This is a genomic window from Oceanobacillus locisalsi (assembly GCF_042675985.1).
Taxonomy (GTDB): domain Bacteria; phylum Bacillota; class Bacilli; order Bacillales; family Amphibacillaceae; genus Oceanobacillus; species Oceanobacillus locisalsi.
The window spans coordinates 42,866-61,785 of the sequence record NZ_JBHTKK010000005.1 but is presented as its reverse complement, the minus strand read 5'-3'; the positions used below and the strand labels follow the sequence as shown (position 1 = coordinate 61,785).

Below are 18,920 nucleotides of genomic sequence, written 5' to 3'. Positions count from 1 at the left end.
GAATTATTTTGAAAGATACTGTGAATTTTTTTATTAAAGGTCTGGCTGTAGTATTTCTTATTGTTATTATGAGTGCGTGTTCAGATGGGGAAAGTTCAAGTGCAGCAGATGAATATCCATCACAGCCGATTGAGGTAACTGTACCGGTTGGAGCAGGTGGGGATACTGACTTGAATACGCGTATTACTGCAAAATATTTAGAACAAGAATTAGATCAGTCAATTGTTGTTAGTAACGTAGAAGGTTCTGGAGGTTCGACAGGTATCAATGAAGTATTATCTAAGGAATCTGATGGATATTCTGTATTGGCCTACCATAATGCAATGTTAGTTAATAATATTTACGGGTTAGCAGATTATACTTCAGAAGATTTTAAATATGCAGGGGTGGGGATTCTCGATCAATCGAATACATTTCTCGCTTCTAAAGATGCTCCGTTTGATGATATAGAGTCTCTAATTGAATATGCCGAAGCAAACCCCGGTGAAGTGAATGTAGCTACAGAAGTTGGTGCGATGACGCATTTGCAAGTGCTAGAGTTTGAACAAAAAACAGGCGTCGAATTTAATGTAGTTGACGCAGGTGGTGCTTCCGATAAAATTACAGCTTTATTGGGAGGAAGGGTAGACATTGTGCCAACGTCCCTTGGGTTAGTACAAGAATATATAGAGTCCGGAGATTTTGTTTCCCTAGGTATCATTGCTGATGAACGCTTGGAAGGGGCCCCAGATGTAGAAACGTTTGCAGAGCAAGGAGTGGATATGTCAGTAGATAAAGTTTTCTATTGGGCTTTTGATCCGGAAACACCAGATGAAGTTGTGGAAACATTTTCAGAAGCTTTGAAAAATGTTGTTGAAGATGAATCTTACCAAGAAGAAGTAGAGAACAATTGGTTAACTCCAGCTTATCTGAATCCTGAAGAAACAGCTGAAAAGTTACAAGAAATTACTGAACATAATCAAGAAGTTTATGATGCATCTGATCAATAGAAAAGAGGGGCAGTAATTATGAAAATATCAGTAACAGTGAATACTACAGAGTTAACAGATTTAGATTTACAGCAAATGTCTCAGTTAGGGGTAGACAGAATCGATTTTGGAAATGGGAATTCTTTTGCAGGGGTGAAGGAGAAAGGTTTTCCAGATTTGGACAGTTTATTAAAACTTCAAAAAAGAATTCGTTCATGGGGAATGGACATTAATAGGGTTACTTTACCGAATATAACGGAAGAATTTATGCATAATCAAGAAGGCAGTGAAACACAATTAGAAAATTCCGTTAACGCCGTTAAAGTGTTTGGAGAGGCGAATATAAAAATCGTCAGACAACGATTTGAGGGTGATGTATTTTATGGTCGTTCACAGACTTATCAAGCTATTCAAAGAGGGGGAGCAATCTCTAGAGGAGAGAGCGTTGGTTTATTGAAAGACAAAACAGAAAGTCCATCTTTAGAGGAATTGGAAAAATGGTGGAGTTCTTTTCAACGGGCGTATAGTGAATTAGTGCCAACAGCCCAAGAAAGTAATGTAAATATAGCAATGCATCCATCTGATACGCCACACCCGGAATCTCCATTCGGTGGATTAGGTTTACACAGAATAATTGATGACTTCCCGAATGAAAACGTAGGTTTTGTCTACTGTATCGGCACCCGTGCAGAAGAAGGCGGGTCTCCTTTAGTCATTGATGAAATAAATCATTTTGGCAGGAAAGACCGTATTTTTTTAGTGCATTTTAGAAATGTACGGGGCAGTTTACCGACAGCAGGAGCATTTGAAGAGGCTTTATTGGATGATGGAGATTTAAATATGTTTAAAGTATTGCTGGAATTAAAGAAGGTGGGTTTTGACGGATGTTTAAACCCTGATCATGTACCTATTCTTGCAGGTGATGTTGCAGACAAGGATAAAAAATGGGCTAATTCCAATATCGGTTGGAAAGCATCGAATCTAGGCTTTGCTTATTCAATTGGATATATTAAAGCTTTACTTACGGCATTAAACGAGTTTTCAGGTCAATGAAATATTTCATGAAATGTGATGACATGTTTATTTTACATCATCCATTTAATGAAGATGAACTGAGAGGAGTAAGAAAATGCAAGACAATAATTTGGAACCACTTTATATAAAAGTAAAAGAAATGGATAACACTGCAATTATTGTTAATGATGGAGGTTTAAAGGAAGGTACTGTTTTTAAGTGTGGTCTTGAATTGAAAAATAAGGTTCCTCAAGGTCATAAAGTAGCATTAGAAGATATAGAAAAAGATGGAGAAATTATTCGTTATGGAGAAGTTATTGGCTACGCTAAAAATCGAATTGAAAAAGGATCTTGGATAAGAGATGCTGTAATGAATTTACCCATACCTCCAGAATTGAGTACACTAAAGGAATATGGGACAGCAAAACCGAATGGACCCTTAGAAGAAGAATACACTTTTTTGGGGTATAGAAACGCAGATGGTTCAGTTGGAATAAAGAATATACTTGGGATAACAACCAGTGTACAATGTGTTGTTGGAGTTTTGGACTATGCTGTACAAAAAATTAAAGAAGAACTGCTCTCAAAATATCCGAATGTGGAGGATGTTATTGCTATCAATCATAATTATGGTTGTGGTGTTGCGATAAATGCTGGAGATGCGAATATTCCTATTCGCACCATTCAAAATTTGGCGAAACATCCTAGTTTTGGCGGCGAAATTATGGTTGTCGGTTTAGGGTGTGAAAAGTTGCAGCCATCTCGGTTAAATAATAGAGAGGATAATGATAATATTGTAATGCTTCAAGATCAAAATGGGTTTACAAATATGATTCAATCTATTATGAGTATGGCTGAAGAAAGATTAGAAAAGCTAAATCAAAGAGAAAGAGAAGAATTTCCTTTGTCTGAATTAGTTGTTGGCATGCAATGTGGAGGAAGTGATGCTTTTTCAGGAGTTACGGCAAATCCAGCTGTTGGATACGCTACAGATTTACTAGTGAAGGCTGGTGCAACGGTCTTGTTTTCAGAAGTAACTGAGGTAAGAGACGCAGTCCATTTGTTAACTCAAAGAGCGGAAAGTCGTGAAGTAACAGACACTCTTGTCAGAGAGATGGATTGGTATGATAAATATTTAAATAAAGGTGATGTTGATCGATCAGCAAATCCCTCACCAGGAAATAAAAAAGGTGGATTATCAAATGTTGTTGAAAAGTCTCTCGGTTCTGTAATTAAATCTGGAACATCTCCAATTACAGATGTATTGTCCCCTGGGGAGAGAGTCCGAAAAAAAGGATTGAATTTTGCTGCCACTCCTGCAAGTGATTTTGTCTGTGGCACTTTACAGCTAGCTGCTGGTATGCATTTGCAGGTTTTTACAACTGGAAGAGGAACACCTTATAATCTATCAATGGCTCCTGTATTAAAGGTTTCGACGAGAAATGAATTAAAAAAACAATGGAGCGATTTAATCGATATTAACGCAGGAACCATCGCTACAGGAAAAGCAACCATTGAAGATGTAGGATGGGAAATTTTCCATGATATTATTGCTACGGCTAGTGGTACGAAAACAACTTGTGCAGATAAATGCGGTATTCAAAATGATTTAGCCTTATTTAATCCTGCACCAGTTACGTGAGTAATGAATATTTCATGATATTTTTCAGTAAAAAGAAGGAGAGAGTCTCATCTCTACTCCTTCTTTTTATAATAATTATGATTAAGGTCTCCTCATTTAATTAGTTAAGATATCTGCAGATAGTTGGAACTCTATTAAATAAAGTTGATAACAAAAATCTTTTATTAAGCAGTTATAATAGAAAGATTAATATTATGCTATATTATTTTAAATTTTCCATTATTGACAATCATATTTAATTGTCATACAATTACAAACGTGAATGTAATATTAATTTTCACATATTACTTATTGGAGATAAGGAGAATGTGCGTATTGGAAGGGTTTAAAATAGAAACAATACAAAGAAATACATTATCACAACAAGTACTGAACCATATCATTACTATGTTAATGGAGGGGCGGCTTCATCCGGGAGATAAGCTTCCGCCTGAGACAAAGTTAATGAATGACTTTGATGTAAGTCGTCCTGTACTAAGAGAAGCACTTAGTTCTTTAGAAACTTTAGAAATTGTGAAACGAAGACCACGAGGTGGAACATATATAAATGAAAAAGTAGGTAATAGCCCTTTTAGAGCAATGTTAGCATTAACAATTAATAATGTTTCAGCCATCATTGAAGCAAGAATGTCTTTAGAATTAGGTTTAGTTACATTAGCAGCAGAAAAAATATCTATGGAACAATTAGATCGTTTAAAAGAGATAAATAGGAAAATTGAAAAATGTGTAAATAATGACTATGGAGCTTTAGATATTGAGTTTCATAGAATCATTGCCCAAAGCGTTAATAACCCAGTAGTGGAAGGAATGATTGACTCCTTATTAATTGCACATGAAAAGACAGATAGCTTAATACCTTTTCGTGAGCGGGAAATAACGGTTGAATATCATGAGGCGATTTACAGAGCTTTAAAAGAGAGAAACCCAATCATGTCATTTACTGAAATGTACCGCCACTTAAGCTATGTGAGAGAAAAAATCATGTCTAGGACTGATGTATAAGATTTTAATACAAAAAGACCTTATAAGGGAAAATATAATAAAAGATTTTTTACTGTAATAACAAGAAAGATAATCGTTTTCTGCAGCTCATTGGTTATGTTAAGAATTAAACTTTCGAATTTCATAGTAATTTTTAAGGTACCTATACCTAAAAAATTTAATATGTAAAATAATGGAACAAGTAAGAGGTGACTTCTATATTTTTAGAAGGTCACCTCTTTTGTTTAGTTACTTTATTCTATTAAAAAGATAATAATCAGAACATTTAATAATGATTATTGACAAACAATTATTAATGTCTTACAATTAAATTCAAATCATTAGATAGTTATTATTGCAACCTTCAAATAATGGTTAGGAGGGGGCAGTGTATGGAGTAAATGTTAGAAAGGTATTTCACGTAATAATTTACAAAATAATAGATAAAGGTGGAAAAGTGATGACACAAGTTAGTCAGAAAAATGTTAAGGAAGAACAGAAACACGGTGGTCAAGCAATTGTTGATGTTTTGAAAAAAGAAGGTGTTACAAAAGTTTTTGGTGTTCCTGGAGAAAGTTATTTAAATGTTCTAGATGCTCTTTACGAAGAAAATGAAATCGATTTCATTTCTGCAAGACAAGAAGGTGGAGCGTCGTTTATGGCTGAAGGTTATGCTAAATCTGCAGGGGAGGTAGGCGTTTGTACTGCAACAAGAGGTCCTGGTGCAACGAATTTGTCAATTGGACTACATACTGCACAACAGGACTCTACTCCGCTTGTAGCATTAATTGGACAAGTGGAACGTCCATACAGAGACCGTGAAGCATTTCAGGAAGTTGATTTTGTTTCATTTTTTAGAGATTTATGTAAATGGACAGTAGAAATTGATGATGCTGATCGTATTCCTGAAATTTTACATCGCGCTTTTCATGTAGCACGTTCAGGAAGACCAGGTCCAGTTTTAGTATCATTGCCAGAGGATATGCAAGATGACATCGTAACTAGAGATACACATGGTCCAATAAAGCTAACTACAGTTTGTCCAGATAAGAATGCAGTACAAGAAGTTGCAAAAGAATTAAAAAATGCTAAAAAACCAGTAATTATTGCAGGCGGAGGAGTGATTTTATCACAAGCTACTCAAGAACTCGTTTCATTAGCTGAAGCAATGCAAATTCCGGTAGCGACAGCATTTAGGCGTTTTCATGCATTTCCAAATTCACATCCGAATTATATCGGGGCATTAGGGTTAGGGGCAAGAAAAGCTTTAAGTGAATACATTCAAGATAGCGATCTTGTTTTAGCGCTTGGCACTAAATTTTCCCAAATGACAACAAATGATTATTCAATAATAAACGAACAAAATAGTCGTTTGATTCATGTAGACATTTCATCAGATGTTTTAGGAAGGGTTTATACACCTTCATCACCAATTGTTTCGGATGTAAAGGAATTCTTAATTGAATTGCTTCATGTTATTGAACCAGAAGATAATTCTGATCGTCAAAAGAATGTAGCTGAAGCAAACGAAAAATATACACGATTTTCAACACCAGAATTAACAGATAATACAGAGTATGCAAATATGAAATCGGTTATCCACTATATTCAGAATGAACTGCCAAAGAATACGGTTATTACAAGTGACGCAGGTAACTTCTTTTCATGGATTTCACGTTATTTCAGATATGATGAAGGCGGAACGTATGTCGGGCCTACATCAGGTGCAATGGGCTACGGTATGCCGTCTGCAATAGGGGCAAAAGTGGCTCATCCAGATAAAACAGTCATTTCTATTTCCGGTGATGGCGGCTTTATGATGACGCCTCAAGAATTTGAAACGGCAGTGCGCTATGATATTCCTATTATTTCTATTGTTGTAAATAATAATATGTATGGAACGATTCATACGCATCAAGAAGCGAAATTTCCTGGACGAGTAGTAGGAACAAAACTGACAAATCCAAATTTCGCAGAATATGCAAATAATTTTGGTGGGCATGGAGAAAGAGTTGAAAAGAATGAGGATATTGCAAGCGCCTTTGAAAGAGCGATTGCATCCGAAGTTCCTGCGTTAATTGAAGTGATGACTGACCCGACAATTTTATCAGCTAATCAGGAATCATAATTAAATAAAAATAATTTCTGCATAGGGTGCGGAAATAGAAAAGAGGAGATAAGATGCTTTATATAAACGGAAAATGGGAATCATCAGAAGATAATTTGGACGTGGTGAGCCCAACTAACGGTCAACTTCTTGGAACAGTTGCAAAAGGCGGGGAGCAAGAAACAAAACTCGCTATTGATGCTGCTAAAAAGGCTTTGCCTGCTTGGTCTAAACGAACAGCAAAAGAGAGGTATGATTATCTGAATCGTGTTGCAGAAATCTTACGATCTAGAACAGATGAAATTGCTGAAGTAATTACAACAGAGATGGGTAAGCCTGTGAAAGAATCAAAAGCTGAGATTAGTTTAGCAATTGATTATTTAGAATGGTTTGCTGAAGAAGGAAGGAGAATTTATGGAGAAACCATCCCTGCATCTTCTTCGAGTAAAAGGTTATCCGTTATACGACAACCGATAGGTGTTGTTGGAGCAATTACTCCATGGAATTTTCCAATCGCTATGATTACACGAAAAATAGCTCCGGCAATGGCAGCAGGGTGCACAGTGGTTTTAAAACCAGCTTCTTCTACTCCTCTTACAGCTGTTGAAGTTATAAAAGCATGCCATGACGCAGGAGTTCCAGAAGGTGTAGTAAACTTACTGCATGGGTCAGCAAGTAATATTACAAAAGCTTTAATGGATTCTCCTGTTGTTCGTAAAATTACATTTACTGGTTCAACGGAAGTAGGAAAACAATTAGTAAGACAATCTGCAGACACAATGAAAAAGTTGTCGCTAGAACTGGGAGGACATGCACCGTTTATTGTGTTTGAAGACGCTGATTTAGAGCAAGCTGCAGAAGATTTGATTGCTAGTAAATTTAGAAATGCTGGTCAAACTTGCGTATGTACAAATCGTGTTTATGTACATGAAAGTATTGTCAAACCGTTCTCCGAATTGTTCGCAGAAAAAATAAGAAAATTAGTTGTTGGTGATGGGCTTGAATCAGGAGTAACAATTGGGCCATTAATTGACAGTAATGCAGTTGATAAAGTAGAAGATCAAGTACAAGATGCGAGAGAAAAAGGCGCGGAAGTTTTAGTCGGTGGAAAAAAAATTGTCGAGGGGGAATATGCAAAAGGGAACTTTTTTGAACCGACACTTTTAGTGAACGCAACACATGATATGAAGATATCCTATGAAGAAACATTTGGTCCTATTGCTCCTATTTTTTCCTTTACCACAGAAGAAGAAGCAATAGACCGGGCAAATAACGGAGAGTATGGGCTTGCTTCTTATATATTTACGAAGGACGCTTCTAGAATTGTAAGAGTTAGTGAAGCATTAGAATATGGAATTGTAGGTATAAATGACCCAATGCCAACCGTAGCTCAAGCTCCATTCGGCGGTGTAAAGGAATCAGGTATTGGACGAGAAGGTGGCAGACAGGGAATTGAAGATTATTTAGAGTATAAATATCTTTCTTTCCAATTAGATGTGTAATAACCCTACTGGTGTAAGGTACTTTGAATTCGGGAGTCAAGTTGATAAGGAACGAAAGTACTTGACCCCCGGGATATTGAATATTTGGAAGGGGAGATAACGTTGAAAAAATCAAATGCATCTTATGGTGACGAAGGATTTAGCGAATTTTTAAAAATGGCTTTTAGAAGACATTTGGGGCATGATGAAGAAGATTATGCTAAGCCAGTTGTCGGTATTAGTAATACATTTAGCGAAGTAAATCGGTGTCACTCTCATATACAACCAATGGTAGAAGCTATTAAACAAGGAATTATTATGGAAGGCGGTACTCCTCTGGAATTTCCTATTATGTCTGTCGGTGAAATGTTTACAAGTCCAACGACGATGTTGTATCGAAATTTAGTGGCAATGGATACAGAAGAGATGATTACTGCCCAACCAATTGATGGAACGGTATTAATTGGCGGCTGTGACAAAATGGCGCCAGCACAATTGATGGGTGCTGCAAGCGCTGATAAGCCAGCCATTTTATTTACAGGCGGGCCAATGAATAATGGGAAATATAAAGGAAAAACATTAGGAGCATGTTCTGACTGTCGCTTTTACTGGCAGGAATATAAAGCAGGTACGGTAGATGAAAAAGAAATTAATGAAATTAATAAACAACTTGCGCCGACTGCCGGACATTGTATGGTAATGGGATCAGCAAGTACAATTGCCGCTTGTTCAGAAGCTTTAGGTATGATGCTGCCGGGAGGAGCAGCTGCGCCCGCAACATATAATGAGAGAATGCATATGGCAAGAGAAACTGGCCGAGAGATTGTTAGATTGGTGAAAAAAGATATTAAGCCATCAGACATTATGACAACGAAAGCATTTGAGAATGCGATTAAAGTATTGATGGCTATTGGAGGTTCCACAAATACTGTTATTCATTTGACTGCAATGGCTAAAAGGCTTGGTATTACATTGAACTTAGACCAATTTGAAAGAATTAGTAAAGAAACACCTTTCATTGCTAATATGAGGCCAGCAGGTAAGTACCAAATGGAAGATTTGTACCATGCTGGGGGTATTCCTGCAGTATTAAAAGAATTAGAGCCTCTTTTAAATGAAAATGAAATTACGGTTACTGGAAAAACAGTGAAAGAGAATCTATCTTCAGTAACTATTGAAGAGGTATATCGAGATATTGTTAAACCATTAGATGACCCTCTACATGCAGATGGAGGCATTGCAGTATTAAAAGGTAATTTATCTCCAAATGGATCGATTATTAAACCAAAAGCTGTGATTGATAAAACATTGGTAAAGCATAAAGGGAAAGCTGTTGTATTTAATTCTTTAGAAGATATGGAAGCAAGAGTTAATGATCCAGATTTAGAGGTTACAAAAGATAGTGTACTCGTTCTTCAAAATGCTGGTCCTGTTGGAGCACCGGGAATGCCTGAAGCTGGAATGATTCCCATTCCTGGGAAACTATTGAAGCAGGGAGTCCGTGATATGGTACGTTTATCTGATTGTCGAATGAGTGGAACAGCCTTTGGCACAGTTATTTTACATGTAGCACCTGAAGCGGCTATAGGCGGACCAATTGGCTTAATAAAAGATGGCGATGAAATAGAACTGGATATAGAAAATCGCATCTTAAATCTGGATGTATCAGATGCAGAACTTGAAAAACGTAAACAAAATTGGAATAAGCCTACTTTTGATGAAGACAGAGGTTATAAATGGCTCTATCGAAAACATGTGTTACAAGCAGATGAGGGTTGTGATTTTGATTTTATGTGATTAAAAAAATCGTGAGAAAATGTTCTTTATACCTTGTTGGAAAGTGAAATATAGCTGTCAACCGAGGATAAGGAGAACGATGTTAGAGTAGTATACTGAAAATTTAAGTTCCTATACATGGTTTTTAGTTTTATGATTTGAGACTGGGACAAAAGGAAGTATTTAATCCCAAAATGATAATTAGCAAATATAACGAAGGATATTTATAAAGTGAATACCTGTATAATATATATTCGAATTTTGTCAGATGAAACATACTTTTGTCCCAATCTCATTAACTAAAAATAAATTCTTCCAATTCAAAAGAATGATATACGTAAATGGATTTATACATTTTCATATCTCTTTTGTGTATGCGATTTCAATTATTTTTAGAATTATATTTCTTTTTAAACATTGAAGAAAATTTGATTTTCTATGGCGACGATAATGAAATATTTTTCTTACGTAGTTGGAAGAACTATATATAACTAAGAATTATTACATATTTTGTTGGAGTATAATGTTTGTTTTAAGTAGTAATATGACAATCTACTGATTCGTCAACATACTAGGTGTTCAATTAACAGAATGATAACTATCGTTTTAAAAACAACCAATAACATAGGCGATTCGTTTGAGCATCATGAGAATAATAATTAACAAATGAATGTACTGCAACATGATATAGAATCAATTTATTTTGTTAGGAGTGTCAAAATTGCCTTTGTTGATTGTTGCATTAGGCGTTGTATTTCTTTTGATTTTAATGATTCCATTAAAATTTAATGGATTTGTAGCATTAATTCTAGTGGCTATACTAGTTGGGTTATTAGAAGGAATGCCATTAAACACTATTATGGATTCTATTTCAGAAGGAATTGGAGGACAGTTGAATGACCTTGTTCTGATACTTGGATTTGGGGCAATGCTGGGTAAAGTAATGGCAGATAGCGGTGCTGCTCAGCGAATATCCAATACTCTAATTGGTAAGTTAGGAATCAAACGTGTGCAGGCAGCGATGCTTATTGTATCGTTTATACTTGGTGTTACTATGTTTTACGAAGTAGCTTTTGTCTTATTGATTCCTTTAGTTTTTACCATTGTTCGTCAAACAAATTTGAACTTACTGTATGTCGGATTAACGATGTCAATTGGTTTATCAACAACACATAGTTTTTTACCGCCACATCCTGGTCCAGCAGCAGTAGTTGGAGTATTTGATGCAAGTATGGGATTAACTCTTCTATATGGTCTAATTATAGCAATTCCGGTAGGAGCATTTATTGCTTTATTATGGCCGAGATTAAGTATTGTAAAAAAGATGAATCCATCAATTCCTGAAGGGTTAATCAGTACAAAGGAATTCAAGGAAGAAGAAATGCCAAGCTTTAGTGCAAGTGTTATATCAGCACTTATTCCTGTTTTTCTAATGGCAGTCTTAGGTGCCGCTGAAATTGGATTACCAGAAGATCATGGCTTTTTGCAAGTTATGGAGTTTTTTGGATCTGCACCAATTGCATTATTAATTGCATTATTGCTTTCCTTTTATATCCTTGGAGTGAGAATTGGACGTTCATTAGAAGATGTTATGAAGTCTTGTGTGGATAGTGTTAAACCGATGGCGATCATTATATTAGTCATTGGGGCAGGAGGAGCTTTTAAGCAGATACTGGTAGATAGCGGTGTTGCCGATTATATTCAAGCATTAACAGAAGGTTGGGCAATATCACCTATATTACTTGCATGGTTGATTGCTCTTATTATGCGTGCTGCTTTAGGATCAGCTACTGTAGCTGTAATGACGGCTGCTGGTATCGTCCTTCCACTTGTTGAATCTTCTGGAGCAAGCTTTGAAATGATGGTTCTTGCTGTTACCACTGGTAGTATCGCATTTTCACATGTAAATGATCCAGGTTTTTGGTTATTTAAAGAGTATTTTAATTTAACTGTAGCTCAAGCAATTAAGGTTAGGACAACTTATACAACTGCATTATCCATATTAGGTTTGATTGGAGTGTATATTCTGAATAATATTATTGGTTAGATTTTATTGAAAATAAGATTCACAAACTTCTAATATATGAACGACGCTTGAATATTGGTAGTACAATAATTTATAAAAGTAAAAAATAAGGGAGATGGATTATCATGAATACACCAACTGTTATACAAATGGAAGTTTACCCGGTAGCTGGTAAAGATAGTATGCTATTGAATTTAAGTGGGGCTCATGCTCCCTATTTCACTAGGAACATTATCATTCTTGAAGATTCAAGTGGTCAAAAAGGGATTGGAGAAGTGCCCGGTGGCGAAAAAATACGTAAAACACTGGAAGATTCAAAACACTTAATTATTGGAGAACCTATTGGTAATTATAAAGCTGTGCTGAATAAAATTCGAAACGCCTATGCCGATCGAGATGAAAGTGGTAGAGGTGCACAAACATTTGATTTAAGAACGACAATCCATGCAGTAACAGCTGTAGAAGCGGGGTTCTTAGATTTATTAGGCAAACATTTGAATGTCCCCGTTGCAGCTCTTCTTGGTGATGGTCAACAACGTGATGAAGTTGAAACGCTCGGTTATTTATTTTATATTGGTGATCGAAATAAAACAGATTTGCCTTACGAATCTGGAGGAAATGCACAGAATGATTGGTACCGGTTACGTCATGAAGAAGCATTAACGCCTGAGGCAGTAGTGCGATTAGCCGAAGCATCATATGAAATGTATGGGTTTAAGGACTTTAAATTGAAAGGTGGAGTGTTATCGGGAAGTGAGGAAATAAAAGCTATCAAAGCTTTAAAAAATCGTTTCCCTGATGCTCGTATTACATTGGATCCAAATGGAGCATGGTCTCTAGAAGAAGCCATTTCCTTATGTCAAGATATGCATGGAATTTTAGCATATGCAGAAGACCCATGTGGCGCTGAAAATGGATATTCAGGAAGAGAAGTGATGGCAGAATTCCGAAAAGCAACAGAGCTTCCAACTGCAACAAATATGATTGCAACAGATTGGAGGCAATTAGGACACGCACTGAAGTTAGACAGTGTTTCCATTCCGTTAGCCGATCCCCACTTTTGGACAATGGAAGGATCTGTACGAGTTGCACAATTATGCAATGAATTCGGTTTAACCTGGGGATCTCATTCAAATAACCATTTAGATATTTCTCTTGCGATGTTTACTCATGTAGCAGCTGCTGCTCCGGGAGATATCACAGCAATTGATACACATTGGATCTGGCAAGAAGGGATTGAACGTATAACGAAGAATCCTTTCAAAATTGAAGGAGGAAAAATCACGGTTCCGAATAAACCTGGTCTTGGAATAGAGATTGATATGAATCAAGTACTTAAAGCTAATGAGATTTATCATAAAGAAGCATTAGGTGCAAGAGACGACGCAAAAGCCATGAAATATCTAATTTCTGAATGGGAATTTAATAACAAGCGCCCAGCTCTTGTACGTTAAGTATAGTTGGTAATTATTTAGAACAAAACATTAAAAAATATTGATGAATGTGTTTCAATCGAAATAAAATGAAAAGGGTAACAAAATATTGAATTGATTAAATACCAAAATCAGTTATGGAATATTGCTGATTTTGGTATTTTTGTATGTTCAAAAATGTTTGAACTGTAGTCGGTAGATAACTTATTTCATTATAGTGTATAATGGCAACCAATAGTTCTATTAGAAAGTTATACTTTTATGATCGTCATATTTAAAGCAGAATAGGATTATTCTTGAGATAAGTATTCTATTTTATTTGTGAAATCAATTGGAAATTTACAAAAGAATATAATGATTAAGACTGATACGATATTTATAAGAAGAAAGGAAGATTGACTTGGTTGAATTTAATAAAAATCCGATTCAAAGAAATACATTATCAAAACAAGTATTAGAACATATTATTTCAATGCTTATGGATGGTCAACTTCATCCTGGAGATAAACTTCCATCTGAATTAACATTAATGAATGATTTGGATGTTAGCAGACCAGTATTAAGAGAAGCATTCAGTTCTTTGGAAACATTAGAAATTGTAAAGCGCCGACCACGAGGGGGAACCTACATAAATGAAAAGGTGGGAAGTAGCCCGTTCAAAGCAATGTTAGCATTGTCAATTAATAATATACCGGCTGTTATCGAAGCAAGAATCACACTAGAATTAGGACTTGTGACCATTGCAGCAGAGAAGATTACAGATGAACAACTAGATGAATTGAAGGAAACGATTAATAGCATTGAAGCGAATGTAGATAGTAATTATGGTAAATATGATAAAAAATTTCATAGTATTATTGCTCAAAGTGCAAACAATCCTGTAGTTGAGGGAATGATTGATTCTTTGTTGATGGCTCATGAAAAAACAGACAGTCTTATACCGTTTCGTGAACCTGAAAAAACAATTGAATATCATACAGCTATTTATGAAGCTTTAAAGAATAGAGATCCAATTCAATCATTTCAAGAAATGTATAAACATCTTTGTTTTGTTCGGGAAAAAATATTGTCCAGAAATGATAGGTGAATTTGCTTTTTTAAAGAAGGGGAAATGATATTTATAATGAATATACTGTAAAGAATATTCATTTGGGGACATTTTTAGGAAATAATAAAAGTTTTAAGCAGATTGACAAAATATCATAATTGGTATTCAAAGAGGTGTCAGATGGGGAGAAAACAGCAGGGTCTTCTATCCAGTTTCCCCCATATTGACATTCTCTTAAATATGCTCAACTATTTAATTTTTCCCTCAACAGAAACAAATAATCAAACTCCACCAACCTTTAAATCCAGGTAGTACATACTACAAATTTCTAATATACAATACTTGACATCTATTTTAAAACGCTTTAGTATATTATGTAACGGGTTACACAATGAAATATGACTTACTTCTTGCTTATCTGGTTTTATTTTTATCCACTTTATGTAACCGGTTACATAAAGCGGGTTTATAAATCTATCAATTAATGGAAGTGATTTTAAAATGCCTGAAATGGAAGATGTTGCAAAGGTTGCGGAAGATTCGTCGGAAATGGTTTCTCGTCTTATCAACAGTAAGGCTTATGTTAACGCGGATACAAAAGCGAAAGTGCATAAAGCAATGGAGCAACTCAATGATCATCCGAATGGTATGGAGCAGGGTCTGTTTAATGGACGTTCTAAAATGATTGCATTATTTGTCCCAGATATTATAAATCCTTTTTTTCCGGAGCTTGCTCGAGGAGTGGAAGATTTCACAAACCAGCAAGGTTATACTTTTTTGCTTTGTAATACGGATAACAATCCTGCGAAAGAAGAGGCGTATATGCATGCGCTGAAACAGAAATCAGTGGACGGTATGATTGTTGTTTCCAGTACGATTTCTGAAGAGCATGTAAAAGAAAGCAATATACCGATTATTGCTCTGGATCGCATTTTAAATGCCAATTTGTCTTCAATTACGGTGAAGAATCGAAAAGGAGCGCGGACGGCGGTTCAGCATTTAAAATCTTTAGGTTGTCATCGGATAGCGCATATATGCGGTCCGGAAAATGCAAGTAATACCCTTGACCGCCTGGGAGGCTTTCTTGATGAAGTGAAAGAGGAGCCCTGGTTTTTATCAAGTTACGTTCAAGCTGGCGGGTATAATTATAGTATGGCGGTTCAAGTAACAAAGGAACTGCTTGTGAATCATCCTGAGATAGACGGTATATTCGCAGCGAATGATTTAATGGGTGCTGGCGTATTACGTGCTGCGCAGGAGTTAGGCTTCCATGTTCCAGAGGATTTGGCTGTTGTTGCCTTTGATGGAATACGGTTGAGTGAGACAACTTCACCAACTTTAACGACAATGGTGCAGCCGATATACGAGATTGGGAGGCGGGCAGCAGAAATTTTGATTCATCACATAAATAATCCACATGATGCGATACAAGCCGAGGAATTCAAAGTGGAATTAGTCCAACGGGAATCAACCCAGGTAAAAAGATAAGTTATTGCGCTGGTTAAGGTAAGATGAAGGAATACCTAAAACTTCATAAGACGAAAGGCAATTTGAAATGAGAAAGGAATGTTTCGAAGTGAAAAAGACAGGAATTTTAAATCGAGAAATCGCATCCGTCCTTGCAAGGCTTGGACATACAGATACGGTAATTATTGCCGATTGTGGGCTGCCAATACCGGAAGAGACACCATGTATTGACCTGTCTATTACGCTTGGAACTCCTGGCTTTGTAACGGTATTAAAGGAAATAGCAGCTGATATGGCCATCGAAGAAATAACTTTTGCAAAGGAAATAAAAACAGTTAACAGTACATTGCATGTTCATTTAACGAAGGACTATTCGGAAATTCCTATTAATTACTTGTCGCATGAGGAGTTAAAAGGGAAGGTAAAGGATGCCAAGGCAGTAATTCGAACGGGAGAAGCTACACCATATGCAAACGCTATTCTGCAGGCAGGTGTGATTTTTTAGAGATAAAGGAGGTGCGTGACGTTGGCTGAAACACCTTTTATAGAAATGAAAGCGATTGATAAATCTTTTGCCGGAAACCAAGTATTAAAAAATGTGCATTTTGATGTGAGATATGGAGAAGTGCATGCGCTTATGGGAGAGAATGGCGCTGGCAAATCAACATTAGTAAAAGTATTAACAGGCATCCATCCCCGCGATAATGGTGTTATCAAAGTAAAAGGTGAGGAAGTCGCCTTTAAACATCCTAAAGATGCGGAAGAAAAAGGAATAGCTGTTATTCACCAAGAGTTGAATATTATTCCGCATTTGACAGTCACACAAAATATGTTTCTTGGAAAGGAATTAACATTCGGCAAGACAGGTATTTTGAATACAAAAGAAATGAAAAAACAAACAAAAAAGCGATTACACGATTTAGGTGTAACGAATATCCATCCTGATGAAACAGCAGGAGATTTATCTGTCGGGAAACAGCAAATGGTGGAAATTGCACGTGCTTTGGCTACCAAAGCAGAATTGATCATCATGGATGAACCTACTGCCGCATTAACTGAAAGAGAAATTGAGAGCCTTTTCAAAGTAGTTCGTTCTTTAAGGGAACAAGGAGTAAGCATCATTTACATCTCGCACAGAATGGAGGAAATATTCGAGATTTGTGATCGGATTACGGTTCTCCGTGACGGGGAGTATGTTGGAACGAAAAACGTCAGAGAAACGTCATTTGAAAGCATTGTTAAAATGATGGTCGGACGAGAACTTGGAGAGCGTTTTCCAACCAGGAACAGTGTAATAGGGGATGTCATTTTTGAAGTGGAGAACCTGGAACTGGAAGGATTTTTTAAAGGTATTCACTTTAATGTGAGAAAAGGGGAAATCCTGGGCGTTGCCGGATTAATGGGTGCAGGGAGATCAGAAGTGATGGAAGCCATATTCGGATTTCGTAAAAAGGATAACGGGCTGGTTAAAATGCACGGTAATCAATTGCACATCAAGCATCCGCGTGATTCAGTGAAAGCAGGAATTGGTTTTATCACGGAAGATCGGAAGTCCAAAGGGTTGGTTATCAACGCATCTATTCGTGAAAATGTTGCGTTACCGAATTTAAATACGATTTCTACAAATGGAATCATGTCTTTTAAGCGAGAGAGGTCACTGGTTGAAAATTTGATTCAGCAGCTTCAAGTTCGAACTACTGGGAAAGAACAGGAAGTTAAATCCTTGAGTGGCGGCAATCAGCAAAAAATTGTTATTGCGAAATGGCTGGGGATTCAACCAAAAGTGCTTATCTTAGATGAACCTACAAGAGGAGTAGATGTAGGCGCAAAAAAAGAGATTTATACCATTATGAATGAATTAACGCAAAATGGAGTTGCCATTATTATGATTTCTTCTGAGCTGCCTGAAGTTCTTGGGGTGAGCGATCGAATCTTGGTTTTACATGAAGGAAAAGTGACAGGTTTATTAGAACAGGACGAAGCTGATCAGGAAAAAATAATGATGGCTGCGACGGGAGGAGAGAACAATGAAACGAATAGCGATAAATAATATAGCAAAATTAGGTCCTCTCATCGGTTTAGTAATCATTGTGCTGATCCTGGGATTGTTAAATGATAATTTCTTTACAATGAACAATATATTAAACCTGTTGAGACAAGTTTCCATAAATGCACTTATCGCATTCGGGATGACATTTGTCATTTTGACAGCCGGTATCGATTTATCGGTCGGTTCGATGTTGGCCTTGGGAAGTGCACTTACAGCAGGATTGCTTACTAGTGGAATGGATCCGATGCTGGCAGTCTTTATTGGTTTATTAATTGGTCTGGCTTTAGGTGCTATGAATGGGCTTATTATTACAAAAGGAAAAGTAGCTCCATTTATTGCAACACTTGCAACGATGACCATATTTCGTGGAGCAACTTTAGTATATACAGATGGCAGACCTATTACTGGTTTATCAGATAGTTTTACATTTGAAATGATAGGAAGAGGGTATGTATTTGGAGTTCCTTTTCCGGCGTTATTGATGCTCATCATTTTTATTATCTTATTCTTCGTACTGCGGAGCACGGTATTTGGCCGGCAAGTATATGCAGTTGGAGGTAACGAAGAAGCTTCTATCCTTTCCGGAATTAAGGCAGATCGCGTAAAAATATGGGTGTACTCTCTTACAGGAATGTTGTCTGTGCTGGCAGGTATCATTCTCACCAGCCGTTTGAATTCAGCGCAGCCAACAGCTGGCAGCATGTATGAATTAGATGCGATTGCAGCAGTTGTTATAGGCGGGACAAGTCTGGCTGGTGGACGTGGAAGAATTGTCGGTACATTGATTGGTGCTTTAATTATTGGAGTTATTGATAATGGATTGAACTTGTTAAATGTGTCCTCATTTTACCAGCAAATTGTGAAAGGTGGTGTCATTTTACTAGCTGTCTTGATGGATCGTCGTTCGAAATAGGGTAGACAACATTT

14 protein-coding genes are annotated in these 18,920 nt (G+C 36.6%); all 14 read left to right on the top strand.

The features are described 5' to 3' along the window. The first annotated feature begins 8 nt into the window (after positions 1-8). Positions 9-989 (top strand): tripartite tricarboxylate transporter substrate binding protein, encoded by a 981-nt coding sequence (locus ACFQ19_RS06405; protein WP_379591244.1) that lies wholly within the window; start codon positions 9-11, stop codon positions 987-989. 18 nt (positions 990-1,007) lie between these two features. After that, positions 1,008-2,021 (top strand): mannonate dehydratase, encoded by a 1,014-nt coding sequence (locus tag ACFQ19_RS06400; protein WP_379591243.1) that lies wholly within the window; start codon positions 1,008-1,010, stop codon positions 2,019-2,021. 76 nt (positions 2,022-2,097) lie between these two features. Further along, positions 2,098-3,624: a galactarate dehydratase gene (gene garD / locus ACFQ19_RS06395; protein ID WP_379591242.1), complete on the top strand. Its 1,527-nt coding sequence runs from the start codon at positions 2,098-2,100 to the stop codon at positions 3,622-3,624. A 306-nt stretch (positions 3,625-3,930) separates the two neighbouring features. Then, on the top strand, positions 3,931-4,626 hold the full coding sequence (locus ACFQ19_RS06390; RefSeq protein ID WP_379591241.1) for a FadR/GntR family transcriptional regulator: 696 nt from the start codon (positions 3,931-3,933) through the stop codon (positions 4,624-4,626). Between the two features lie 439 nt (positions 4,627-5,065). Further along, complete coding sequence (locus ACFQ19_RS06385; RefSeq protein ID WP_449290088.1) at positions 5,066-6,733, top strand: thiamine pyrophosphate-dependent enzyme; 1,668 nt, start codon at positions 5,066-5,068, stop codon at positions 6,731-6,733. Between the two features lie 53 nt (positions 6,734-6,786). Further along, entirely contained in the window at positions 6,787-8,214 is a 1,428-nt protein-coding gene (locus tag ACFQ19_RS06380) for an NAD-dependent succinate-semialdehyde dehydrogenase (RefSeq protein ID WP_379591239.1), read from the top strand. A gap of 102 nt (positions 8,215-8,316) precedes the next feature. After that, positions 8,317-9,990, top strand: a complete 1,674-nt coding sequence (locus tag ACFQ19_RS06375; RefSeq protein ID WP_379591238.1) for a dihydroxy-acid dehydratase — start codon at positions 8,317-8,319, stop codon at positions 9,988-9,990. 700 nt (positions 9,991-10,690) lie between these two features. Further along, positions 10,691-12,016, top strand: coding sequence for a gluconate:H+ symporter (locus ACFQ19_RS06370; protein WP_379591237.1), 1,326 nt, complete (start codon positions 10,691-10,693; stop codon positions 12,014-12,016). A 104-nt stretch (positions 12,017-12,120) separates the two neighbouring features. Beyond that, positions 12,121-13,449 carry a glucarate dehydratase gene (gene gudD, locus ACFQ19_RS06365; protein WP_379591236.1) on the top strand — a complete coding sequence of 443 codons (1,329 nt, stop codon included), beginning with the start codon at positions 12,121-12,123 and terminating at the stop codon, positions 13,447-13,449. A 373-nt stretch (positions 13,450-13,822) separates the two neighbouring features. Further along, positions 13,823-14,515 carry a FadR/GntR family transcriptional regulator gene (locus tag ACFQ19_RS06360; protein ID WP_379591324.1) on the top strand — a complete coding sequence of 231 codons (693 nt, stop codon included), beginning with the start codon at positions 13,823-13,825 and terminating at the stop codon, positions 14,513-14,515. A 462-nt stretch (positions 14,516-14,977) separates the two neighbouring features. Further along, entirely contained in the window at positions 14,978-15,964 is a 987-nt protein-coding gene (locus tag ACFQ19_RS06355) for a LacI family DNA-binding transcriptional regulator (protein ID WP_379591235.1), read from the top strand. An 88-nt stretch (positions 15,965-16,052) separates the two neighbouring features. After that, complete coding sequence (gene rbsD / locus ACFQ19_RS06350; protein ID WP_379591234.1) at positions 16,053-16,448, top strand: D-ribose pyranase; 396 nt, start codon at positions 16,053-16,055, stop codon at positions 16,446-16,448. A gap of 21 nt (positions 16,449-16,469) precedes the next feature. Next, positions 16,470-17,993: a sugar ABC transporter ATP-binding protein gene (locus ACFQ19_RS06345; RefSeq protein ID WP_379591233.1), complete on the top strand. Its 1,524-nt coding sequence runs from the start codon at positions 16,470-16,472 to the stop codon at positions 17,991-17,993. After that, positions 17,971-18,906, top strand: coding sequence for an ABC transporter permease subunit (locus tag ACFQ19_RS06340; protein WP_379591232.1), 936 nt, complete (start codon positions 17,971-17,973; stop codon positions 18,904-18,906). The genes ACFQ19_RS06345 and ACFQ19_RS06340 overlap by 23 nt, the downstream gene beginning before the upstream one ends. Positions 18,907-18,920: the final 14 nt, after the last annotated feature.

What these genes read in the sequence shown, in the direction of transcription:
- ACFQ19_RS06390 (WP_379591241.1), top strand. Translation starts at nt 3,931, where the DNA reads ATGTGCGTATTGGAAGGGTTTAAAATAGAAACAATACAAAGAAATACA.
- ACFQ19_RS06355 (WP_379591235.1), top strand. Translation starts at nt 14,978, where the DNA reads ATGCCTGAAATGGAAGATGTTGCAAAGGTTGCGGAAGATTCGTCGGAA.
- gudD (WP_379591236.1), top strand. Translation starts at nt 12,121, where the DNA reads ATGAATACACCAACTGTTATACAAATGGAAGTTTACCCGGTAGCTGGT.
- garD (WP_379591242.1), top strand. Translation starts at nt 2,098, where the DNA reads ATGCAAGACAATAATTTGGAACCACTTTATATAAAAGTAAAAGAAATG.
- ACFQ19_RS06380 (WP_379591239.1), top strand. Translation starts at nt 6,787, where the DNA reads ATGCTTTATATAAACGGAAAATGGGAATCATCAGAAGATAATTTGGAC.
- ACFQ19_RS06385 (WP_449290088.1), top strand. Translation starts at nt 5,066, where the DNA reads ATGACACAAGTTAGTCAGAAAAATGTTAAGGAAGAACAGAAACACGGT.
- ACFQ19_RS06400 (WP_379591243.1), top strand. Translation starts at nt 1,008, where the DNA reads ATGAAAATATCAGTAACAGTGAATACTACAGAGTTAACAGATTTAGAT.
- ACFQ19_RS06340 (WP_379591232.1), top strand. Translation starts at nt 17,971, where the DNA reads ATGAAACGAATAGCGATAAATAATATAGCAAAATTAGGTCCTCTCATC.